Source organism: Hominimerdicola aceti, from assembly GCF_025567495.1.
Taxonomy (GTDB): Bacteria; Bacillota; Clostridia; order Oscillospirales; family Ruminococcaceae; genus Hominimerdicola; species Hominimerdicola aceti.
Map to the genome: position 1 here is coordinate 86,424 of NZ_JAOQJZ010000005.1, position 23,097 is coordinate 109,520.

General features: G+C 44.3%; 25 protein-coding genes. 12 read left to right on the top strand and 13 right to left on the bottom strand.

Annotation, left to right across the window (positions count from 1 at the left end; all coding sequences use genetic code 11):
- Positions 1-74 precede the first annotated feature (74 nt).
- From OCV57_RS06475 to trxA, 3 genes are read left to right on the top strand one after another with little or no spacing between them, the layout of a single operon-like run.
- On the top strand, positions 75-614 hold the full coding sequence (locus OCV57_RS06475) for a flavin reductase (RefSeq protein WP_195221568.1): 540 nt from the start codon (positions 75-77) through the stop codon (positions 612-614).
- Positions 615-644: 30 nt separating this feature from the next.
- Entirely contained in the window at positions 645-842 is a 198-nt protein-coding gene (locus tag OCV57_RS06480; protein ID WP_022288146.1) for a ferredoxin-thioredoxin reductase catalytic domain-containing protein, read from the top strand.
- Positions 843-859: 17 nt separating this feature from the next.
- Positions 860-1,183 (top strand): thioredoxin, encoded by a 324-nt coding sequence (trxA, locus tag OCV57_RS06485; RefSeq protein ID WP_117858087.1) that lies wholly within the window; start codon positions 860-862, stop codon positions 1,181-1,183.
- Positions 1,184-1,443: 260 nt separating this feature from the next.
- On the opposite strand, the gene OCV57_RS06490 is transcribed toward trxA, so the two are convergent.
- From OCV57_RS06490 to fabD, 13 genes are all read right to left on the bottom strand, one after another.
- Positions 1,444-2,403: an ABC transporter permease gene (locus tag OCV57_RS06490; RefSeq protein ID WP_022288142.1), complete on the bottom strand. Its 960-nt coding sequence runs from the start codon at positions 2,401-2,403 to the stop codon at positions 1,444-1,446.
- A complete protein-coding gene (locus OCV57_RS06495) occupies positions 2,396-3,502 on the bottom strand; it encodes an ABC transporter permease (protein ID WP_267300876.1) in 1,107 nt (368 codons plus the stop codon). The genes OCV57_RS06490 and OCV57_RS06495 overlap by 8 nt, the downstream gene beginning before the upstream one ends.
- Positions 3,495-5,030 (bottom strand): ABC transporter ATP-binding protein, encoded by a 1,536-nt coding sequence (locus OCV57_RS06500; protein ID WP_267300877.1) that lies wholly within the window; start codon positions 5,028-5,030, stop codon positions 3,495-3,497. Before OCV57_RS06500 ends, OCV57_RS06495 begins: the two co-directional genes overlap by 8 nt.
- 153 nt (positions 5,031-5,183) lie before the next feature.
- Entirely contained in the window at positions 5,184-6,335 is a 1,152-nt protein-coding gene (locus OCV57_RS06505) for a BMP family ABC transporter substrate-binding protein (RefSeq protein WP_117858079.1), read from the bottom strand.
- Between the two features lie 45 nt (positions 6,336-6,380).
- Complete coding sequence (locus tag OCV57_RS06510; RefSeq protein ID WP_022288138.1) at positions 6,381-6,956, bottom strand: xanthine phosphoribosyltransferase; 576 nt, start codon at positions 6,954-6,956, stop codon at positions 6,381-6,383.
- 202 nt (positions 6,957-7,158) lie between these two features.
- A complete protein-coding gene (locus OCV57_RS06515; protein ID WP_022288137.1) occupies positions 7,159-7,941 on the bottom strand; it encodes a hypothetical protein in 783 nt (260 codons plus the stop codon).
- Between the two features lie 122 nt (positions 7,942-8,063).
- Positions 8,064-10,604, bottom strand: coding sequence for an EAL domain-containing protein (locus OCV57_RS06520; RefSeq protein ID WP_267300878.1), 2,541 nt, complete (start codon positions 10,602-10,604; stop codon positions 8,064-8,066).
- 184 nt (positions 10,605-10,788) lie between these two features.
- The gene (locus OCV57_RS06525; protein ID WP_256321617.1) at positions 10,789-10,917 is read right to left on the bottom strand and encodes a hypothetical protein; all 129 of its coding nucleotides are present in this window, start codon (positions 10,915-10,917) and stop codon (positions 10,789-10,791) included.
- 29 nt (positions 10,918-10,946) lie between these two features.
- A complete protein-coding gene (locus OCV57_RS06530) occupies positions 10,947-11,462 on the bottom strand; it encodes a shikimate kinase (RefSeq protein WP_022288135.1) in 516 nt (171 codons plus the stop codon).
- Positions 11,463-11,488: 26 nt separating this feature from the next.
- Entirely contained in the window at positions 11,489-12,337 is an 849-nt protein-coding gene (locus OCV57_RS06535; RefSeq protein ID WP_267300881.1) for a shikimate dehydrogenase family protein, read from the bottom strand.
- A gap of 166 nt (positions 12,338-12,503) precedes the next feature.
- On the bottom strand, positions 12,504-12,983 hold the full coding sequence (locus OCV57_RS06540) for a deoxycytidylate deaminase (RefSeq protein ID WP_046439855.1): 480 nt from the start codon (positions 12,981-12,983) through the stop codon (positions 12,504-12,506).
- A gap of 18 nt (positions 12,984-13,001) precedes the next feature.
- Positions 13,002-13,529 carry an outer membrane protein assembly factor BamE gene (locus OCV57_RS06545; RefSeq protein WP_267300883.1) on the bottom strand — a complete coding sequence of 176 codons (528 nt, stop codon included), beginning with the start codon at positions 13,527-13,529 and terminating at the stop codon, positions 13,002-13,004.
- 18 nt (positions 13,530-13,547) lie between these two features.
- Positions 13,548-14,471 (bottom strand): ACP S-malonyltransferase, encoded by a 924-nt coding sequence (gene fabD, locus OCV57_RS06550; protein WP_267300885.1) that lies wholly within the window; start codon positions 14,469-14,471, stop codon positions 13,548-13,550.
- 413 nt (positions 14,472-14,884) lie between these two features.
- Between fabD and OCV57_RS06555 the strand changes: the two genes are divergently transcribed.
- The 9 genes from OCV57_RS06555 to OCV57_RS06595 all read left to right on the top strand — a co-directional run bounded on the left by OCV57_RS06555 (position 14,885) and on the right by OCV57_RS06595 (position 23,037).
- Positions 14,885-15,892, top strand: a complete 1,008-nt coding sequence (locus tag OCV57_RS06555; RefSeq protein WP_265290572.1) for a beta-ketoacyl-ACP synthase III — start codon at positions 14,885-14,887, stop codon at positions 15,890-15,892.
- Positions 15,893-15,982: 90 nt separating this feature from the next.
- Positions 15,983-16,921, top strand: coding sequence for an enoyl-[acyl-carrier-protein] reductase FabK (gene fabK, locus OCV57_RS06560; RefSeq protein WP_022288129.1), 939 nt, complete (start codon positions 15,983-15,985; stop codon positions 16,919-16,921).
- A gap of 18 nt (positions 16,922-16,939) precedes the next feature.
- On the top strand, positions 16,940-17,674 hold the full coding sequence (gene fabG / locus OCV57_RS06565) for a 3-oxoacyl-[acyl-carrier-protein] reductase (protein WP_038672431.1): 735 nt from the start codon (positions 16,940-16,942) through the stop codon (positions 17,672-17,674).
- 91 nt (positions 17,675-17,765) lie between these two features.
- On the top strand, positions 17,766-18,998 hold the full coding sequence (gene fabF / locus OCV57_RS06570) for a beta-ketoacyl-ACP synthase II (protein ID WP_267300889.1): 1,233 nt from the start codon (positions 17,766-17,768) through the stop codon (positions 18,996-18,998).
- 15 nt (positions 18,999-19,013) lie between these two features.
- Positions 19,014-19,490, top strand: coding sequence for an acetyl-CoA carboxylase biotin carboxyl carrier protein (gene accB / locus OCV57_RS06575; RefSeq protein WP_038672426.1), 477 nt, complete (start codon positions 19,014-19,016; stop codon positions 19,488-19,490).
- Between the two features lie 20 nt (positions 19,491-19,510).
- Positions 19,511-19,942, top strand: a complete 432-nt coding sequence (gene fabZ, locus OCV57_RS06580; RefSeq protein ID WP_022288125.1) for a 3-hydroxyacyl-ACP dehydratase FabZ — start codon at positions 19,511-19,513, stop codon at positions 19,940-19,942.
- A 38-nt stretch (positions 19,943-19,980) separates the two neighbouring features.
- Positions 19,981-21,351 carry an acetyl-CoA carboxylase biotin carboxylase subunit gene (locus OCV57_RS06585; RefSeq protein WP_038672424.1) on the top strand — a complete coding sequence of 457 codons (1,371 nt, stop codon included), beginning with the start codon at positions 19,981-19,983 and terminating at the stop codon, positions 21,349-21,351.
- Positions 21,351-22,229, top strand: coding sequence for an acetyl-CoA carboxylase, carboxyltransferase subunit beta (accD, locus tag OCV57_RS06590; RefSeq protein ID WP_046439842.1), 879 nt, complete (start codon positions 21,351-21,353; stop codon positions 22,227-22,229). The genes OCV57_RS06585 and accD overlap by 1 nt, the downstream gene beginning before the upstream one ends.
- Entirely contained in the window at positions 22,222-23,037 is an 816-nt protein-coding gene (locus OCV57_RS06595; RefSeq protein ID WP_022288122.1) for an acetyl-CoA carboxylase carboxyltransferase subunit alpha, read from the top strand. Before accD ends, OCV57_RS06595 begins: the two co-directional genes overlap by 8 nt.
- Positions 23,038-23,097 lie beyond the last annotated feature (60 nt).

Below are 23,097 nucleotides of genomic sequence, written 5' to 3' on the forward strand. Positions count from 1 at the left end.
AGACGTTTTCTATACGATATTGGTGTACAATAAGTATGATAAGTCTGACATAATACTGAAAGGCGGTAATGAAAATGAGCAGTTTCAACGGTTTCAAAGAGGTAGCGGCAGATAAGCTTGATACCCTTGACTTCAATCCATACAAAAAGATAGGCAAGGAGTGGTTTCTTGTAACAGCAGGCGACGAGAGTGGCTGGAACACAATGACAGCTTCATGGGGCTTTGCAGGCGTTATGTGGGGAAAGAACACCTTCACCACAGTTATAAGACCACAGAGATATACAAAGGAATTTATCGACAAGGCAGAATATTTCACCATAAGCTTTTTCAAAGAGGACTATAAAAAGGCACTTTCATTCTGTGGCTCACATAGTGGACGTGACTGCGACAAGGCAAAGGAAACAGGTCTGACCCCTGTGTTCGTGTCTGAAAACGGCGTGGAGGTAACAGCTTTTGCGGAAGCTGATATGGTGCTTGTATGCAAAAAGGCTTATGTTCAGGAGATGAAGCCTGAGTGCTTTGTTGATACCGAAAACGATGAGAAATGGTATTCTGACAAGGATTATCACTATCAGTATATCGGCGAGATAGTAAAGGCATTTGTCAAGGAATAATCTAAGCATATCTGCAAAGGATAGGTAGTAATGGTACGTCTTAATGATGATAAAGAAATGGTAAAGAGCATAAAAGAGGGGCTTAAACGCACAGGTGGCTATTGTCCGTGCAGGATACAGCGCACAGAGGAAAACAAGTGTATGTGCAAAGAGTTCCGTGAGCAGATAGCCGACCCGAATTTTGAAGGCTTCTGCCATTGTATGCTATATTACAAAAGCAAGGACTAGAAAAGGAGCTGTGAAAAATGTCTGTAAAGGTCATAACAAAGGATAATTTTGAAAACGAAGTAATGCACTCAGAAAAGCCTGTCCTGCTTGACTTCTGGGCAGCATGGTGCGGTCCGTGCAAAATGCTTTCACCACTGGTGGATAAGTATTCTGAGGAGGACAGTTCTGTAAAGGTGGGTAAGGTCAACGTTGACGAGGAAAACGAGCTTGCATCCGCTTTCGGTATCTCGAGCATACCTGCCCTTTTTGTTGTGAAACATGGCAAGGTAGTTGCTTCAACTGTCGGCTATATGCCTGAGGAGGAGCTCAAATCTTTTGTGGCTTCGGCAAAGGCGAAGTAAAACAGTTTATCATAACCTAACAAAGTGTATGGGCGACCTTTGGTCGCCCATTTCTTTTGTTGTATCGTAATTAGGCTATGAACACCTTCTGCATTTTGTCACTAGGACAAAATAAAAGCCCTGCAAAATGCAGAGCTTTTAAATATGTTGCTTTAGGTATTATCTGTAATATATTGTAGGGGCTGGCGCCCTCGACAGCCCGCTTTCTCAGGGCTTGAGAATTATTTTACACTTTGAAAACAATGCCAAGCTTCGATATCCTATCTCTCCTCACGGAAATAATTTATACCGCAGGATTGTGGCTGTGAACGCTCTCTTGATTTTTTCACTGAAGTGATGATAAGAACAAGAGCCGTTACAAGATATGGGAGCATATCAAAGAATGACTCAGGAACAGTGAAGCCGAGGTTTTTCGGGAAGTAGTATTTCAGCACCATGAATGCACCGAAAATATACGCTCCGTAAATAGCCCTTGCAGGATTCCATACAGCGAAGATAACAAGCGCTACAGCTATCCAGCCAAGACCGTTCACGCTGTTTGCCATCCAAACACCGCCGTTTATTACCATTGAGCAGAACGCTCCGCCTATTCCGCATATTCCTCCGCCGATAAGAACGTTTATGTATTTGTATTTCACAACGCTTATTCCCACAGCGTCCGCAACAGCAGGATTTTCACCGATAGTTCTAAGGTTAAGACCCACCTTAGTCTTTTTCAGATAGATAAACATTATCACAGCGATAACAATGCTCAGGTAAGTGAAAATGTTCTGTGAGAAAAGCACCTCTCCAAGAACAGGTATCTTGCTGAGAAGCGGTATGTCAATGTTTTTCAGACTGCTCATCACTCCGTCAGGCAGTTTGAGGTTGCCTGTAGGTGAAGCGGATATCATCTGCTCGCCTATGAAGTTTGAAAGTCCCGTGCCGAATATAGTCAGTGTAAGACCTGTTACGTTTTGGTTCGCCATCATTGTTATGGTAAGAAAAGCATAGATAAGCGAAACAAGCGCACCCATAAGAAATGCCGCAAGTATGGAAAGCCAAAGGCTTCCTGTCTTGTATGCTACCATAAAGCCTGCACAAGCGCCCATTGCCATTGTTCCCTCAACGCCAAGGTTAAGGTGTCCCGCCTTTTCGTTTTGTATCTCTCCTACTGTGCCGAAAAGCAGAGGAGTACCCATATATACCGCATGGGCAAGGAATGAAATAAGTCTAGTCATTTTTCCTGCCTCCTCTTGTTACAAATCTGTATCTGATGAAGAACTCACAGCCAAGCACGAAGAACAGGATTATTCCCTGCAAAACGTCCGAGCAGTAAGGTGAAAGAACAAATTCAGACGATACCACAGTGCTGCCCTTTTCAAGGACTGCGAATAAGAATGACACCACAAGTATGCCGAATGGATTGAGGTTTGCAAGCCATGCAACTATGATAGCCGTGAAGCCTACTCCGCCTGCAACAGATGTTGAAAGTGTGTGTTCTGTTCCGCAAGCCTGTACCATTCCTGCGATACCGCAGATAGCACCGCTCAAAAACATCGTTCTTATCATTATCTTGCTAGGGCTTATGCCTGCATATCTTGCAGTTGCATGGCTGTCTGATACAACAGTTATCTCGTAGCCCTGCTTTGTGTATTTAAGATAGATAAATACCAATACCACAAGCATCAGACCTATCACCCAGCCTATCTGCACACCGCCTAGCGAGTCAAGCCATGCGTTAAGGTCAAATCTTGCTATCTTAGGATATCCCTTTGACTCAGGATCCTGCCATGCGCCCTTTGTGAGCCAGTCTATAACATAAAGTGCGATATAGTTGAGCATAAGGGTGAGCAAAGTTTCGTTTGTGTCGAATTTTGCCTTGAAAAATGCAGGGATAATGCCGTACAGTCCTCCGCCTATCATCGCCGCAACGAACATCACAATGAAAAGCAGATAGTGAGGCATATCGTAATGATAAAGAGCGAAGTATGAAGCGAAAACTCCGCCCATTATTATCTGACCCTCTGCACCGATATTCCAAAACTTCATCTTAAACGCAAGCGTAATGCCAAGAGAAGATATAAGAAGCGGTATCATTATCTTTATTGTCTCTTTGAACGGCATAAAAGGGCTTGCGGCGTTCTTGCCGATAAAAGCACCCTTTACCATTTTCGCATAGTATGAAAACGGATCTTTGCCAAGAATAAGAATGAATATTCCGCCTGCACAAATAGCCAGAAGCACCGACAGAAGCCTTATGATAAGCTTTTGCTTGTTTGAGCGTTCAGCACGCTTGGCTATTCTTATAAGAGGCTCTTTTTTTATAATATCAGCCAATGCCCAGCACCTCCTCCATTGTCGAGCCTGTCATCATCATGCCTACCTGTTCCTTTGTGACCTTTTTGGCGTCACAAATACCTGTTATCTTGCCGTGACAAAGCACCATTATCCTGTCGCAAAGCTCCAGAAGAACGTCAAGGTCCTCGCCTATGAAAAGCACAGCCGTGTTCTTTTTCTTCTGCTCGTTAAGAAGCGAGTATATAAGATATGATGAGTTGATGTCAAGTCCACGAACAGGATATGCGGTTATGAGCAGGTCAGGCTCACTGTGTATCTCTCGTCCAAGCAGGACCTTCTGAACGTTTCCGCCCGAAAGCATTCTTACAGGAAGCTCCGTTGACGGAGTTTTTATTTCAAGCTTTTCTATAAGCTCCTTTGAAAGCTCCTTAGCAGGCTTTCTGTCCACAAAGCAAAGTTTGCCCTGCTTGTATGTTTTAAGAAGCATATTGTCCGTCATACCCACCGAAGCGATAAGACCCATTCCAAGTCTGTCCTCAGGGATAAAGCTCATGCTTATGCCGAGATTTATTATTTCCTTAGGTGTCTTGCCTATGATGTTCTCCTTGTTGTAAAGCACTGCGCCCTTTTCTATCTTCTGAAGCCCTGCGATAGTCTCGCAAAGCTCTTTCTGACCGCTTCCTGCAATGCCTGCCACACCAAGTATCTCGCCCCTGTTTATAACAAAGCTTACGTCATCGAGAGCAATGCTTCCCTCAGAGTTCTTTACCGTCAGATCGACTACGTTAAGTATCGGCTTTACGTTCACAGGTTCAGGTCTTTCTATTGAAAGCTCCACCGCCTTGCCCACCATAAGCTCAGTGAGCTGCTTTTCACTGCTCTCTGCTGTGTTTACAGTTTCAACGCTCTTGCCCTTTCGCAGTATGGTCACTCTGTCAGATATATCCATTACCTCGCCTAACTTGTGGGTGATGATAATGATAGCACAGCCCTGAGCTTTCATTTTTCTCAGGATATTAAAAAGCTTTTCAGTTTCCTGCGGAGTAAGAACCGCCGTAGGCTCGTCAAGAATAAGTATTTTAGCACCCCTGTAAAGCACTTTCAGTATCTCAACTGTCTGCTTTTCGCTGACGGACATATTGTATACCTTTTTGTCAGGGTCAACTTCAAGACCAAGCTGTTCAGATATCTTTTTTATCTCATCTCTTACAGCACCCTTGCTTTTAAGCTTGCCCTTTGTGCCTGCCACAATGTTGTCTGCGGCGGAGAACACCTCCACAAGCTTGAAGTGCTGATGTATCATGCCTATGCCAAGTTCGATAGAATCCATAGGTGAATTTATCGCCTCAGGCTTGCCGGCAATGTAGATATTGCCCTTGTCAGGGTGATAGATACCCGAAAGCATATTCATCAACGTGGTCTTTCCTGATCCGTTTTCGCCCAGCAGTGCAAGTATCTCACCGTATTTTACTTCAAGATCAATGCCGTCGTTTGCAACCACGCTGCCGAAAACTTTTGTTATACCGCTGCATTTTACAGCGATCTCAGCAGATATTTCTTCACTCATACTTTCAGCTCCTTTTTATGAACTTCCTTAGATTTGCTAATGTCATCAGAAACCGACAGCAGAATTACCTGCTGCCGTATGCTCATATCATTAACAAAACAGGCGGCAACCTGCACCGCCCGTATAAATGTTTTGTTAAGCTGTTAAGCCTTATTACTTGACCTCAACGTTCTTGAAGTACCAGTTGATTCCGCCTGTGATAGTAGCGTCGTCAAGAGTTTTGCCCTCTTCGCCAACTGTTTTGCCGTCGTTTGTTTCGATAACGCCGTCAAATACGTTGAATGAGCCGTCCTCAAGCTTAGCCTTAGCCTCGTCAACAGCCTTCTGCATATCCTCTGTGCAGAGATCCTTGTTCAGAGGAGCGATGTCTACAAGACCGTCAGCCATGCCGCCGTAGTAGTTCTCACACTTCCAGTTGCCATCTACGATCTGCTTTACCTGATATGTGTAGTATGCAGACCAGTTCCAAAGAGTTGAAGTAAGTGTAGCCTTAGGAGCGTCCTTAGACATATCTGTGTTGTAGCCTACGCCCCACTTGCCTGCGCTTTCAGCCTCGAGCTGTGGGTTAGGTGTGTCGCAGTGCTGAGCGATAACGTCGCAGCCCTCAGAAAGAAGAGCCTTTGCAGCGTTTGTTTCCTCTGTTGGTGAATACCAGCTGTTTGTTACCTTTACATAAACCTTAGCGTCAGGATTTACAGAATAAACGCCCATTGCGAAAGCGTCGATACCGCCTGTGCACTCAGAGTTCTCGCTGCCCATAGCGGAAACGTAACCGATAAGATTTGACTCTGTCTTCATACCTGCAACGATACCGGTGAGATATCTTGCCTGATAAATTCTTCCGAAGTAGTTGTTAAGGTTCTTGCCGTTGTTCTTGTAGCCTGTGCCGTGGCAGAAATAAACGTCAGGATATTCCTCAGCGAGGGATTCCATTTTGTCCATATAGCCCCAGCTTGTGCCGAAGATGATGTTGCAGCCTTCCTCGATGCACTCACGGATAGCTGTTTCTGTAGCAGCAGGGTCGCTGTCTGATACGTTGTTCTTTCTTACGATCTGATCGTCTTTAAGTCCAAGCTCCTTCTGCATACCAACGATACCCTGATCGTGAGCATATGTGTAGCCTGAACCGTCGGCAGGGTTGCCGATGTGTATAACACCGATCTTTACAGTGTCATAGCTGAGAGTTGTCGTCTGCTTGTCAGCCGACTTCTGTGATGCTTCGTCCTTAGCAGATGTACAAGCTGTAAGAGCTGTTACAGCAAGAGCCGCAGAAAGAACGAGCGCAAGAATACGTCTTACCTTCATGTTTGATCTTCCTCCATAAAATATTTATTGGTAACGCCTTGTGCGTTAGTCCCTGAAAGTGATAGTGCCGTTGTCCATAGAGTCAACGATAGCAAGAGATTCGAGCTTTACACCCATGTCACGGATAGTCTTTCCGCCAACCTGGAAGCCCTTTTCGATAACGATACCTGCTCCCGCAAGCTCAGCCCCTGACTGCTTTACAATATCTATAAGTCCCATAAGCGCACAGCCGTTAGCAAGAAAATCGTCTATAATAAGCACCTTGTCACCCTTGCCGAGATATTTTTCAGATACCATTACGTCATATGTAACGCCCTTTGTGTAGGACTTTACTTGAGTAACGAACATTTCGCCGTCAAGATTTTTGCTGAGAGTTTTCTTTGCAAAAATAACAGGGCAGTTGTTAAAATGCTGTGCCGCAATGCAGGCAATGCCGATACCGGATGACTCGATAGTGAGTATCTTGTTTACGCCTGTTCCTGCAAATCTCTTTGCAAACTCCTCACCGATATCGTTGAAAAGCTTGACGTCCATTTGGTGGTTAAGGAATTTATCGACTTTGAGAACGTTTCCTTCCTTTACTACTCCGTCCTTAAGAATACGCTGTTTTAAAATTTCCATGATCTTTTCCTCACGATACAAAAAATAGTTAAATATATTATTTTACATCAAAAAACAACTATATAAGAAAATTATACTACACTTTCGACGATTATTCAATTGCTATGACACGTTAAAAGTTTAACATTCTATTAATTTTCAACGTTCTTTTCTATATTGTGCAATAAAAAAATCCGCCTGAGATCTCAGACGGATAAAAGTTTTATTTTTCTTTTACTTTTCTTGAAGCTATCTTAGCCGTGTTCGGCATACAGAGCATCGCAGCGGAGCTTTCGTAAATTGTGACATATATAGGAGAGTTCGTCAAATTGCAGAAAATAAGGTTTTTCGTGTCACAGTCATAAAACTCCATAAGCTCGCTGTCGATATAATATCTCCCCAGCGTATCCCATAAATCCAGCTTTTCCTCGCTTTCCGCAAGCCCCACAGAATCAATGACCAGCCCAACGGTCACATATGCAAAAACAGGCACTACCATATCTTCATTTTTGTAGAACATCTTGTTTCCATGTGGGTCAGTGCCGTAATAGCATATAACAAGAGTATCTTCAGGTAACTCATTTGCAACGTCAGCCTGTTCATTATCACAAAGCCTCTGGCAGATCGTGAAAAATTTATCAAGCTGTGCCCTGAGCTTTTCTCTCTGCATTTTAGCTGTTTCAGCAAGCTCACTGCTTCCTGTTTTTTGTGCGGCATTTTCAGCAATATCGCAGTCAAAATAATCGCTTGGCGTTTTAAGCTCATAAACGTTGTTTATTGTTTTGGCAAAAAGCTTTCCGTCCTCAGAGTATACCGAGGTCACAGGAGAACTGCGTATGAATTTTCCGTCAGGGAACTTTTGACTGCCATATACAAGACCTTGAACGCAGTAAAACACTGTGTCGTCCGTGATAGGGTCAGGGAAACAGCTTTGAGCCGTGTTTGGATATGAAAAAAGCGAATTTTTCAAATTTCTTATTGCCACACGCCACTTGTCAAGATACATTTTTTCTCCCTCGCTTTCAGCATTCATACCTATATAATATCAGATAGTGTATATTTTGTCAATAAAGCTGACTGCTTAACAAGAGAAAAAAGTCCTCCGTTTATCTCAGAGGACTTTTCAAATCATTTAGTTCGGCTGAAATATTTTTCGTTTGCACTGCCTGAAATATTGATCTTTATAAGATTGGTCGTTCTCAGGCGTACCAGCTCATCTATATACGGCTTCATAACAAAGTCGGAAACTCTGTTCTTCAATTTTGTCATGCCTTTAAGTACGCCGTGAGCCTGGGTTATAGCAATAACGGGGAGTCTTCTCTCATCAATGTCAAGAGGAAATTCGTCGTCCTTGGAAATAAGCTGTATGTCAAAATAAATAAGGTCGATATCCTCGTTAAGAAGAAGCTTTTTTCCTGCCTGAATGGTTTCTGCAGTGAAAACAGTATTTTCCTGAGAAAGTATCTCTTCTAGCTGACAGCGTGCGTCGCTGTTGTTGCTGACGATAAGGATCTTGTGCTTTCGGTCTATTTCATCTTGGATATAGTTCTTATAGTCGTTTATGCGTTTATCCGTCAACACCATGTCGGTCACGTCCGTGAAATACGCTATAAGTACAGAGCTTACACCCATTTCGCTGACAAATCGTAAATGCGTCTTGAACCAGTGCTTCTTGCCGTTTATCTCGTGCATACTGAGAACACATTCTGCTCTGTCCTTGCTCTCTATTGCCTTGTTTACAGAGCTTGTGAATTTCTCTTTGCATTCGCTGTCAATGCAGTTCTTAACATTGAGTTTGCCGTAAATACTGCTGCCATAGCCGTATTTTTGTGAAAACGCCTTGTTTGAACATACCATTACCACTGTGCCATTCGGAAAACATTCATATATCGTAGCAGGCTGGTCGATGCTGTCGATATATGTCAGCAATCCTCCGCCCTTGCCCCACAGCAAGTCGTTTACTGACGTCCTGTTCTCAGGCACAGGCTGTTCCTCCTGATCTGAAATAAGCTTTTCATAGTCTGCCGCAGGCAAAGGCTTTGAATAATAGAAACCCTGAATGTAGTCACAGCCTACGCTTTTCAGAAATTCTACCTGCTCCGCTCTGTCAACGCCTTCCGCTATAACAGGGATATTGAGCCATTTGGCCATTCTGATAACAGAAGAAATTATAGTTTCTGCACGGCCGTCATACTTTGCCTTGAACATGAACATCATGTCCATTTTTAGCATATCCACCTGAACATCTTTGAGTACGTTCAGGGAAGAATAGCCGCTGCCAAAATCGTCCATGAGGATAGTAAAGCCATTATTTCTGAGCTGACTAGTTATATCATCTATCATTACATTGTCGTCAGTATAAACGCTCTCCGTTATCTCGATGTTGAAATACTTAGGGTCAACGTCATACTTTTTCGTAAGTTCGATTATTATTTTTGAAAGATTAGGGTTGTAAAGGTTTACCCTTGAAACGTTTACAGACACAGGAAAAAGCGGTACTCCCTTGTCTTTCCATTCCTTGAGCTGTTTGCATACGCATTCCCATATGTAGAAATCAAGCTTTGAGATAAAGCCGTTTTTCTCAAATATAGGGATAAACACACCAGGTGAGATAAATCCCTTGGTAGGGTGTATCCACCTTGCAAGAGCCTCCGCACCCACAGGCTTGTTTGTCTTTACATCATACTTAGGCTGATAGTAAGGCACAAACTCGTGGTTTTCAAGAGCGTCGCTCATTTCATTTATTATATTCTGCTCATTTTCGAGAGAAAGCCGCATTTTGTCATCATAAAAAGCATAGCTTTTCATATAATGCCCTTTTACAGTTTTAGCGGCAAGAGCGGCACGGTCGCACATGAAGGATATTGGCAGGCTTCTGTCAGTCACCACATAAACGCCGTAAACGATCATGATGTTATAGCTTGCGGACAGTTTTTTCATGTCTTCAACAGCCTGCTCTATCTGCTTTACTGTTTCTTCCTTGCCCTGATAAGGGGTGAAGATACCGAAAACGTCAGCGTCTATCCTACCGAAGGTACAGCATTCCGTTGTTTTTGCAAAATCTCTTATACGTTTTGCAACACGCTTTAGCAGTCTGTCTCCATACGCAGTGCCGAAAAATGAATTTATAAGCTTGAAACGGTCGATATCTAGTCTTAGAAAAGCGAACTGCTTGTCAGGATTAGCCTTAAGAAGTGCCTTTGATGCACTGAAAAATTTATTCTTTGAATATATCTCCGTAAGAAGGTCGTAGTTCATAACGTTATTAAGCTCTTTGAGCAGCGATACCTGACTTCTTGCGATAACGTTTTTGAGCCTTAGCTTTATAATCTCAGCGTCATAAGGCTTTGGAACAAAGTCCCACGCACCGCTTTCAAGCACCTTCTTTTCAGTGTCTCTGTCTGATTTTTCTGTTAGAATAATAACAGGTATCTGAGATAAGGTTTTATTCTGCTTTATTTTATTCATGAACTCATATCCGTCCATTTCGGGCATTATGATATCCAGTATTATAGCGTCAACTTTTTTATCCTGTCTTTTTAGCTTTGTAAGAGCCTGTATGCCATTTTCTGCTTGGATCACAGTATAGTCAGAATGTAGTATGTCGCAAAGTATAGATCGGTTCGTTGTGCTGTCGTCAACGACAAGCACGGTTTTCTGTATGTCCATTTGCAGCTCCCTTCTGTCATATGGCAGTTTAATATAACGTCTTCATATCATAAGTATACAACATGTCGGTAGGATTTTCAACATTTTTTATCAGTGCTTGCAGACTTTTTGGATTATTCGTTATAAATAGCTATTTTTGATTATCCAAAATACAAATAATTTGGTACTGTTTGCACAAGCCGTACTATTTATTATGACAAAGCTTTTCCGTTTTTGATATCATCACAAGCAGAAGTATGAAGAAAAATGCAAGATAAACGGGCATGAGCTTAAGGCTCGCATGGTTTGCGATAAGTCCGAAAACAGTGGGCATGAAGGTCGCCCCTGCAGGGAAGAGCTAAATCAGCCCTGCCCGAAATCAAATCTCTTGTAAAGCTTTTGTATCTTAGAAGCGATGACGATAGGCGGATAACCACCGCTTATGACATAGTGTGAGTGGGCAAGATATAAAGGTCTTCGATAATCAAACCGCTCTAAAAGCTGTTCTCTGGTGGAGTTGTAAGCGATAGGTCTGTTAGGGTCGTTTTTTATGCGTCCGTAGCAGGTGTTGAAATATGTGTCAATAAAGACCACCATGCCCGATCTTTTAGCCACCTTGCCGTTCTCCTCCGAAAGCAATGCTCCGCCGCCTGTTGCAACAACGCCGCCAATGTCAGCAAATGCTGCAAGAGCCTCGGTTTCAAGCTTCCTGAAATGCTCCTCACCGTATTTGTCGAATATTTCAGGTATGCTCATTCCTGCCGTATTTTCGATATACTTGTCAAGGTCAACGCACTGACAGCCCATTTTTTTCGCCAAGATCTTTCCCACAGTAGATTTTCCGCAGCCCATAAAGCCGCACAAAAAAATTGGTCTCATATTTACTATCCTTATTATAATGTATTTTACTTAAAATCCTTCTCCACAGCGATCTCCATTTCGTCTATGATAGACTGAACTTCCTCGTCTGTGTATTCGTCGCCGTCCCATATCTCGTGAGCGGAAACCGCCTGCCAAACAAGCATTGCCATGCCTCCGACAGCGTTCTTGCCCATAGCCTTGGCTTTCTGCATGAGCAAAGTCTCACGAGGGTTGTATATAACGTCAAATACCGCACCGCTCGCCTCGATTACTTCATCAGGAACAGGGCAGGCGTTTGTCTTAGGATACATTCCCACAGGGCAAGCGTTCATAAGCAGCTCGTAGTGAACGTCGGTCGGTATCTCAGTGTTTAGAACAATAGTTATCCTAGCGTCAGACTTCATAGCCTTTATCTCTTTCTCTACCTGCTTAGCCAAAGGCATATCGCTCTCCAGTACCGCAATGTAAAGGTCAGCCCCGGCAAGAGCCGCCTCAATTGCCATCATTCTGCCTACTCCGCCGCAGCCTATAAGCAGTATCTTTCCTGTGAAGTCGATATTCATTGCACGAACAGTTCTGAGAAAGCCGTCACAGTCAGTGTTGTAGCCAACGTGCCTGCCGTTTTTGTTGTCAACGCAGTTCACTGAGTGATAACGCTTTGCCGACTGGTCAAGCTCATCAGTGTAGTCGATAATGCCTATCTTGTGTGGAATAGTGATGTTGTAGCCGTTAAGAGAATTAAGATACTCCGCCTTGTCTTTAAGTTCCTCAGGCTTTACTTCAAGTATCTCGTACTCGTATTCACGGTTTTTCAGTTCAAAAAGTCTAGCGTGTATAGGAGGCGACATAGTGTGTTTAAGCGTTTCTCCAAGTATAGCGTATTTTCTTGACATTTTACATTCCTTCTTTATAAAAAATTTCCGCATATTAATAATGTATATCTGTAGGGGCAACTTGCAATTTATTGCACAAACCTTAATAACCGCACAATGTACAGTAGGGGCGAACAGTGTTCGCCCGCATTGTCGCCTGAAACTGTTTCGGCAGGATAATTGCCTTTTACAGCCTTATAGTTATCTCCCTATTAGTAGGCACATACCTGCGTATCTTTACCCCCGTCAGCTCAAACATTTTCTTAGAAGCCTTAACTCCGTCAGTGTCGGCGTATTTGTCCTCCCAGTAAACGACTTCCTTTATGCCGCTTTGAATGATAGCCTTTGCACATTCGTTGCATGGAAAAAGTGAAACATATATCTTGGCATTCTGTAGGCTTCCTGCCGCATGGTTGAGAATGGCGTTAAGCTCGGCATGACACACAAATGGATATTTTGTGTCAAGAAACTCTCCGTTCCTGTCCCACGGCATCTCATCATCAGAACACCCGGTAGGCATACCGTTGTAGCCTACTGACAATATCTTGTTGTCCTGAGAAACTATGCACGCCCCTACCTGCGTGTGAGAATCCTTGCTCCTCTGTGCAGATAGCAGTGAAATGCCCATAAAATATTCGTCCCATGATATGTAGTCATTGCGTTTCATTTTATACACCGCCTTTTATCAGGTATCTTCATCATCAATGTCTGATATGCTCAGCATTGTCACCTTGCCGTCATCATCAAAAAAGAAAGTCGCCAAAAAGCCCCTCTTCTTGTATTTCCATGCGTCTGCGTCAGGACTGTCAGGCTCGCCGAAAACTTTTTTGACTTCCGTCTTGTCATCACCGCATTTTACCCCTGCAATGCTCATTCCCTTTTTATCGGAACTGCTTTGCGCCGCACTTATCTGACGTATCTTCGACTTCCTGTCAATATTGTCAACACTGTCCGCTTCTACCTTAACAGTGCCTATTATACTGCCGTCCTGCATAAGCGCCACCGAGAATATCCCCTTGCCGTTTGAGTTTCCCGAAAAAGGATAATCCAGCGTGTATTCATATTCCTCGCCAATATCGTCCAGAGTGCATGGTATCTGTATATCCTTGCCGTTTATCTTTATCTCCCACGCACATTTTCCACAGGCACTCAGACAAACAAGCATTGCCACCGTCAATGCCAACAGCAAAGCCCTTTTCATAGCCTTTTTCATTTTTCTCCCCTCGATATTTTAGCTCAGAGAAGCAAGAGCCTTTTCCATTGTGGCATTGTTCTCAATGTTCACAGCGTTCTTGCCCTTGAGAGTTTTCTTTACAAGACCCGTAAGCACCTTGTTAGGACCAAGCTCGATAAAGTTCTCATAGCCTGCCTTTTCCATTTCTGCAAGCTCAGAAGTGAACTTAACGGGTGAAACGATGTGCTTGGCAAGCATATCGGGCATATCTGAGAAATCCTCAAGCTTTGTTCCAAGAACGTTTGAGTAGAAATCAACGTTTGCAGTCTTGAACTCAACTGTCTTTGCAGTTTCGATAAATTCATCAGCCGCACTCTGCATGAGCTTTGAGTGGAAAGCGGAAGCAACATTGAGCTTTATAGCCTTTTTCTTCATCTCCGCAAACTTTGCCGCAGCCGCCTCGCAAGCCGCAGTATCACCAGCGATAACTGTCTGAACGGCTGAGTTGTAGTTTACAGGAACAACATATCCCTCTGTTTCCTCGCATATCTTCTCGACCTCTTCAGCAGGCAGACCGATTATAGCATACATTGAACCGCTGTTAGCCTCTGCAGCTTTCTGCATAGCTGCCGCTCTCGCCTTGATGAGCTTGAAGCCGTCCTCAATAGTTACAACACCTGCGGCTACCATAGCAGCATATTCGCCCAGTGAGTGACCTGCTACCCCGTCAAATGTGATGCCCTCAGCCTTTGCGGCTTCAAAAGCGGCAAGCGAGCAAGCCATTATAGCAGGCTGTGAGTTCACTGTCTTGTTAAGCTCAGTGTCAGGGCCGTCAAATGTTACCGCTCTCAGGTCATATCCCAGCACCTTTTCCGCTGTGTCGAAAACCGCATTTGCAGCATCATACTTTTCGCAAAGCTCCTTAGCCATTCCTACATACTGTGAGCCTTGACCTGAAAACAAAAAAATATTTTTTGACATAAAATTTTACTCCTTTGTGGTTAAATTTATACATAGCCGCCTGATAATATCAAAGCCGCCTTATCTCATATCTGTAAATTTCTGAAAGTTATCTCCACTGAATTATTGTTTTATGATTTAATTTTTGCAAGATATTTTCAAGAATAGACACATAATATTAACTAACGCCCTAAAACTTGTGAAAAATTCTCTAAATGTTTAAATTCATCAAGAGTTGTTCATAATTTGTTATTGACGTATCTAAAAAAACAGTTTATAATTATAATGTTATGATATGTGTTATATAGTTAAAAAATTAACTAATTATATTTTGATATAATATATTTTGATTTGCTCCATAGGAACAAGAACATTATAGCACAAATTGCGGAAATATACAATATATAATATAGAATTTTCAGGAGGAAAAATCAGTGGGAAGTAAAGTAACAGGCGTAAAGATCAAGGGCATAGGCAAATATGTGCCTGAAATGGTCGCAACAAACGAGGATTTCACAAAGATCGTTGAAACAAGCGACGAGTGGATAACTCAGAGAACAGGCATCAAGCAAAGACACATCACAAATGGCGAGCCTACATACTATCTTGGAGCAATGGCGGCAAAGGCTGCAATGGCTGACGCAGGAGTAAAGGCAGAGGATATCGACCTTATTATTGCCACAACAGTAACAGGGGATTATTTCACTCCGTCACTTTCCTGCCTTATCCAGAGAGAGATAGGCGCGATAGGCTGTATCGCATTTGACCTTAACGCTGCTTGTGCAGGCTTTGTTTACGGCTTTGATACCGCAAAGAGATATCTCCAGACAGGAGATGGAATAAAGACCGTTCTCTTGGTGGCTTCTGAGGAGCTTTCAAAATTCGTTGACTATACCGACCGTTCTTCCTGCGTGCTTTTCGGTGACGGCGCAGCCGCTTTCGTCCTTGAAACAGCAGAGGATACTACATATTCAAGCTTCCTTGGCGCAGACGGAAACGGTGCAAAGTATCTTGCTTCCCGTGCTTTGAAGTCTGAGAACGCTTTCAGAACTAATAGCGAGGAATTTGATATGGATATGCCTGAAACAAAGGATTATTTCTTCAAGCAGGACGGCAAAGAGGTCTATAAGTTTGCCACAAAGGCACTTCCAAATGCAGTTGAGCAGGCTTGTGCAAAGATCGAAATTTCCCCTGATGACCTTGATTGGATAGTGCCGCATCAGGCAAATATAAGAATAATCGAAACTGCCGCAAAGCACCTTGGCGTTTCAATGGACAAGTTCCCGGTATATATCGACCGCTACGGCAACACATCTTCCGCATCTATCCCTATCGCATTTTGCGACGCAGTTGCAGAAGGCAGGATAAAAAGAGGCGACAAGATTTGTCTTGTAGGCTTCGGCGGTGGACTTACTTATGGTGCGGCTGTTTTCGAGTATTGATAATCAATATACAGTTTATATTCGGTACATAATAAATTGTTATTATGTATTATGGCATAAAATTTGCTTTTGACAATAAGGAGAACTACTATGACTACTACAAAGACAAGAATAACTGAACTTTTGGGTATAAAATACCCTATCTTTCAGGGCGGTATGGCTTGGATAGCTGAGCATACTCTCGCTTCCGCAGTTTCAAACGCAGGCGGACTTGGCATAATCGCAGGCGGCTCTGCACCTATCGACTACCTGAGAGATCAGATAAGACAGACAAAGGCGGCTGTAAACGGCAAGCCTTTTGGTGTTAATATCATGCTCATGAGCCCTAATGCCGACGACCTCGCTCAGCTCGTTATAGACGAGGGCGTACCTGTCGTAACAACAGGTGCAGGCAACCCAGGCAAGTATATGGCTGCATGGAAAGAAGCAGGCATAAAGGTGATACCTGTCGTTCCGTCAGTTGCTCTTGCAAAGAGAATGGAAAGAGCAGGCGCTGACGCTGTTATCGCAGAGGGAACAGAGTCAGGTGGACATATCGGTGAGAACACAACCATGTGTCTTGTACCACAGGTAGTTGACGCAGTTGAGATACCTGTTATCGCCGCAGGCGGAATAGCAGACGGAAGAGGAATAGCCGCTTCATTCATGCTTGGCGCAGAGGGCGTACAGCTCGGCACACGTTTCCTTGCCGCAGAGGAGTGTCAGATAAACCCTGTTTATAAGGAGCTTGTTGTAAAGGCTAAGGATACAGACAGTATCGTAACAGGCAGATATACAGGTCACCCATGCAGAAACGTTAAAACAAAGTTCTCAAAGAAGCTTGCAAGCGGCGAAGCAAACGGCACAATCACACCTGAGGAGTTCGAGGAGATAACCCTCGGTTCGCTGAGAAAAGCCGTTCAGGACGGCAACCTTGAGGAGGGTTCTTTCCTTTGTGGAGCTATCGCAGGCATGGTAAAGAAGGTCGAGCCTGCAAAGGATATGATAGAGGAAATGTTCACAGAAGCAGAAAAGCTTCTCGGCAAGTAAAAGACGGAGGAAGATAAAATGGCAACAGCATTGATAACAGGTTCTGCAAGAGGAATAGGTGCAGCAATAGCACTCAGACTTGCAAAGGACGGCTATAATATTGCTCTCAATGACATCTCTGAGGCAATGTTTGAAGATAACGATATAATGGATAAGATAAAGGCAGAGGGCGTAGAGTGTGAAAAGTTCATCTGCGACGTTTCAAGCTATGCACAGGTAGAGGAAACAGTCAAGGCAGTAAAGGCTCGTTTCGGCACTATTGACGTTCTCGTAAACAACGCAGGAATCACTCGTGACGGTCTTATGGCTCGTATGAGCGAGGAGCAGTACGATATGGTAGTTGCTGTAAACCAGAAGAGCGTGTTCAATATGTCAAAATTTGTGGGCAGCGTTATGATGCGACAGAAGTCAGGCAAGATAATAAATCTTGCTTCCGTTGCAGGACTTTACGGCAACCCTGGACAGATAAATTATTCCGCAACAAAGGCGGCTATCGTCGGCATGACAAAGACAGTTGCAAAGGAGCTTGGTTCAAGAGGTATCACCTGCAACGCTGTAGCCCCTGGATTTATCAAGACCCCTATGACAGACAAGCTTACAGACGCTCAGAAGCAGGCTATGATAAATCAGATAGCAATGAAGCGTTACGGCGAAGTTGACGAGATAGCAGGCGTTGTATCCTTCCTTGCTTCCAAGGACGCAAGCTACGTTACAGGACAGGTAATAGAAATAAGCGGCGGACTTATGATGTAGTCACTCACCGTGACGGACATCTTACGCCATGTAAATTTGTTTTACGGAATGTAGATTTGATATGTTTTAAATGATACTAAGGAGTGTTTAAATGAGAAGAGTTGTTATCACAGGTATGGGTACAGTAAACCCTCTTGGAAAGAACGTAGAAGAGTTTTGGGAGAACATCAAGGCTAACAAGAACGGTCTTTCATATGTTGACCAGTTCGATACCGAGAATTTCCCTGTAAAGATAGTCGGAGCTGTCAAGGATTTTGACTGCACAGAGTATATAGACAAAAAAGAGGCAAAGAGAATGGATAGATTTACTCAGTTCGCTGTGTGCTCTGCAAAGCAGGCTCTTGCCATGGCCGGCACTGATTTCAAGGACGTTGATCCTTTTAAAGCAGGCGTTATAATCGGCGTTGGTATCGGCGGTCTTAACATGACCGAAAAGGAAGTCACAAAGTTCAACGAAAAGCCTGATAAGGTGTCCGTATTCTTTATCCCTATGATGATAGGCAATATGGCGGCTGGTACTGTTGCAATGCATACAGGCTTTAAGGGCGATAATTTCTGTACCACCACAGCTTGCGCTTCAGGTACTCACGCTATCGGCGAAGCTTTCAGAAAAATAAAGGACGGCTATCTTGACGTTTGCCTTTGCGGTGGCTCAGAGGCTTGTATCTCTCATTTTGCACTCAGCGGCTTCAACAATATGAAGGCTCTCTCAAAGGCAACAGAGCTTGACAAGGCTTCAACTCCATTCGACCTGAACAGACAGGGCTTTGTCCTTGGCGAGGGTGCAGGCATACTTTGCCTTGAGGAGTATGAGCACGCTAAAGCAAGAGGTGCAAATATCATAGCTGAAATAGCAGGCTATGGCGCAACAGGCGACGCTTATCACATGACAAGCCCATCACCAACAGGTGAGGCTGCCGCTCATGCAATGAAGTATGCCTATGAAGAAGCAGGTCTGAAGCCTGAGCAGGTGAACTACATCAACGCTCATGGCACATCAACAGGTCTTAACGATAAGTATGAAACAACAGCTATCAAGCTTGCTCTTGGCGAAGAAGCCGCAAGAAAGACGGTCATAAACTCCACAAAGTCTATGACAGGTCACCTTCTTGGTGCGGCAGGCGGCATGGAAGCTATCGTTACTGCACTTTCTGTACAGAACGACTTTGTTCATAAAACAATAAACTACACCACTCCTGACCCTGAGTGCGACCTTGACTACTGCGTTGAGGGCAACAGAGAAATGCCTGTCTATGCAGCACTTTCAAACTCTCTGGGCTTTGGCGGACATAACGCTACTATCTGTATCAAGAAGTGCGACTGATAAGGAGAAACTGATATGAGCGAAAAAATTTATGGTCAGTTTGACCTTGAAACAATAGAGAAGCTTGCCGATATCGTGAAGAATAAAGACCTCGGTGAGATAACAATAGCTGACGGCGACAAGGTGATAACAGTAAAGGGCAAGAAATGCCCTCCTCCTGCACCAATGGGAATGCCTATGCCAATGGCTGTAGGCACAGCTTTACCTGCTGCCCAGACAGCACCAGAAGCGTCGGCAACATCAGCGCCGGTAACAGGCGGCAAGGCAGTTAAAGCCCCTATCGTGGGAACATTCTATGCCGCTCCGTCACCTGATTCAAAGCCGTTCGTAAGCGTTGGCGACAAGATAAAGAAGGGCGACACTATCTTCATTATCGAGTCCATGAAGGTAATGAGCGAAGTACAGAGCGAATTTGACGGCGTGGTAAGAGAGATATGCGTAAACAGCGGTGACGCTGTTGAGTTCGATCAGACCATAATGATACTTGACTAAACTGATTTGGAGGAAAGACAATGGCAGTTGTTTTGAATAAAGAGCAGATCATGGAAATAATCCCTCACCGTGACCCTTTTCTGCTTATCGACGAGGTAAACGAGCTTGAAGTGGGCAAGCGTGTAAAGGCTACAAAGTATATAAAGGCTGAGGATTTTTGGTTCAAGGGACATTTCCCGAACTATCCTGTTACCCCAGGTGTACTTATGGTAGAGATGTGTGCGCAGGCAGGTGCAGTTGCACTGCTTTCACTTCCTGAGAACAAGGGCAAGATAGGTCTGTTCGGCGGCATAAACAACTGTAAGTTCCGTCAGCAGGTAGTGCCTGGTGATAAGCTGGATATCGAGGTGGAGATAATCAAAGTCAAGGGTCCTATCGGCGTTGGAAAGGCACTTGCTTCTGTAAACGGCAAGAAGGCTGTTTCCGCTGAGATAACTTTTGCGATAAAGTAAGGTATCTCTTATTCTAGTCATAATTAGTGAGGCATAATATGTTCAAAAAAGTATTGATAGCGAACAGAGGCGAGATCGCTGTCCGCATTATAAGAGCCTGCCGAGAGCTTGGCATACATACTGTTGCGGTATATTCAACCGCCGACAGAAACGCTCTCCACGCTCAGATAGCAGACGAGGCAGTCTGCATAGGTCCTGCACCAAGCAAGGACAGTTATCTTAATGTCAGGGCGATAATCTCCGCCTGCGAGATAACAGGTGCAGATGCTATCCACCCGGGCTTTGGCTTTCTGTCTGAAAATCCGTCCTTTGCAAGAATGTGCGAAAAGTGCGGCATAACTTTCATAGGACCAAGAGCCGAGTCTATTGAAATGCTTGGTGATAAAGCGCAGGCAAAGGAAACAATGAAAGAAGCAGGTGTGCCTGTTATAATGGGTTCAGACGGCGCTATCTCAAATATCCATGCGGCGCATACCCTTGCAAGAGATCTTGGCTACCCTGTTATGGTAAAGGCTTCAGCAGGCGGCGGAGGACGCGGCATAAGGATCGTTCACTCCGACGATGAGCTTGAAGCGCAGATGACCGCCGCAAAGCAGGAGGCTCTTGCCTGCTTCGGTAATGACGAGATCTATATCGAGAAATTCATAGAAGACCCTAAGCATATCGAGATACAGATACTTGCAGATAATTACGGTGACGTTATCTATCTGGGCGAGCGTGACTGCTCCATGCAGAGAAGAAATCAGAAAGTCCTCGAGGAAGCCCCTTCCCCTGCAAGCTTTATGAATGAGGAACTTCGTGCGAAAATGGGCAAAGCCGCTTGTACAGCCGCTAAGGTCTGCGGCTATAGGAATGCAGGCACTATTGAGTTCCTTGTGGATAAAAACGGCGAGTTCTATTTCATGGAAATGAACACCCGTATACAGGTGGAACACCCTATCACAGAGGCCGTCACAGGCGTTGACCTTGTAAAGCAACAGCTCCTTATCGCATCAGGACAGAGATTGTCTATAAAGCAGGAGGATATAAAGCTGACAGGTCATGCAATAGAGTGCCGTATAAATGCGGAAAATCCGCTTCTTGATTTCAGACCGTCACCTGGCAGGATAAAGTCGCTCTTTATCCCCGGAGGCCCTGGAATAAGAGTAGATACCGCAGTTTATCAGGGCTATGAGATACCGCCTTATTACGATTCCATGATAGGCAAGCTCATCGTTCACGGTAAGAATAGAGAAGAAGCTATTGCAAAAATGACATGGGCGCTGTCTGAGTTTATCGTGGACGGAGTTGCAACCAATGTTGATTTCCAGCTCAAGCTTATAAGACGCCCGGAGTTTTTAGAGGGCAATTACGATAACGGTTTTCTTAACCGTACCGACATTTTGGCAGATGAGAGGAGTAAGGAATAATGCTTGAAGATCTGTTTTCTGTCGTTAAAGTAAGATTTAACGGCGATAAGGCGGACGATGACAAGAAAAAGACCGATATCCCAAAGGGTCTGCTTTTCAAGTGTCCAAGATGCAGAAACGTTACTTTTATGGAGGAGTTTCAGGCAAACGGCAAGGTTTGTCCTCACTGTAACTATCATTCAAGACTTACCGCAAAAGAACGTCTTGATATCACCATAGATAAGGGTAGCTTTGAGGAATTTGATAAGGATATGGTATCAAAAAATCCTATAGATTTTCCTGACTATGAAGCAAAACAGCAGGCTTTGAGAGAAAAGACCGGTCTTAAAGACGCCGTTATCACAGGAAAGGCTGCCATAAGAGGCGAGAAGATAGTTATAATCGTTATGGATTCCAACTATATGATGGCTTCCATGGGCAGCGTTGTGGGCGAAAAGATAACACGAGCTATCGAATACGCCACCGCAAATAAGCTCCCTGTTATCGCATTCACAGCCTCAGGCGGAGCAAGAATGCAGGAGGGTATAGTTTCCCTTATGCAAATGGCGAAGACCAGCGGAGCAGTGGCAAGACATAACCAAGCAGGTCTGCTTTATATCGCAGTTATGACCGACCCTACCACAGGCGGTGTAACAGCTTCATTTGCGTCACTGGGCGATATTATAATCGCAGAGCCAAAGGTGCTAATCGGATTTGCAGGCAGACGTGTCATAGAGGGTACTATCAAGCAGAAGCTTCCTGACGATTTTCAGTCTGCCGAGTTCATGCTTGAAAACGGCTTTGTTGATATGATAGTTGAGCGAAAGAAAATGAGAAGAGTTCTCGCTCATATACTAAGACTTCATAAGCCAGCAAAGGAGGTGTCCTCAAATGAGTGAGCTGACAGCTTGTCAAAGACTTGATATAATCAGACACAAGGGCAGACCGACTGCTAAGGACTATATCCCTCTTATATTCGACGATTTCTTTGAGATGCACGGAGACAGACTTTTTGGTGATGACGGTGCTGTTATGGGCGGCATAGCCTATTTTAAGGGCATACCTGTTACAGTTATCGCAGAGGTAAAGGGCAGAGATCTTGCAGAAAATCAGAAGTGCAATTTCGGTATGCCACACCCGGAGGGCTATAGAAAGGCTCTCAGGCTTGCAAGGCAGGCTGAGAAGTTCCATAGACCTGTTATATGCCTTGTTGATACAGCAGGCGCATTCTGCGGCGTAGAAGCTGAGAAGCGTGGTCAGGGCGAAGCGATAGCCAAAAACATCATGGAGTTCATGACCCTCAAGACTCCTGTTATCTCCATAATACTCGGAGAAGGCGGCTCGGGAGGAGCGCTGGCTCTTGCAGTGTGCGATGAGCTTGCAATGCTTGAAAACGCTATCTATTCAGTAATATCACCGAGAGGCTTTGCAAGTATCCTGTGGAAGGATTCCACAAGAGAGCGTGAAGCCTGTGATATAATGAAGATAACCGCCGAGGATCTTACAAGACTTGGGGTGTGCGACCATATAATTTCCGAAGCCGACGGCGGCGCACATAACGACCCACAGCTCACTGCGGAGAATATCTCTGATTATATCGAGGGCGCTTTGAAAAGAAAATTGCAAAAAGGTCTTGACGAATTGCTTGAGGGGCGGTATAATAAGTTTAGAACTGTGGGCGAGTTTGAGGAAAGTTCGCAGGAATGAGTTTTTTGATGATCATGCCGAATGATTTGCCGACTTATGAGCGGCGGCGGCTGACATAAA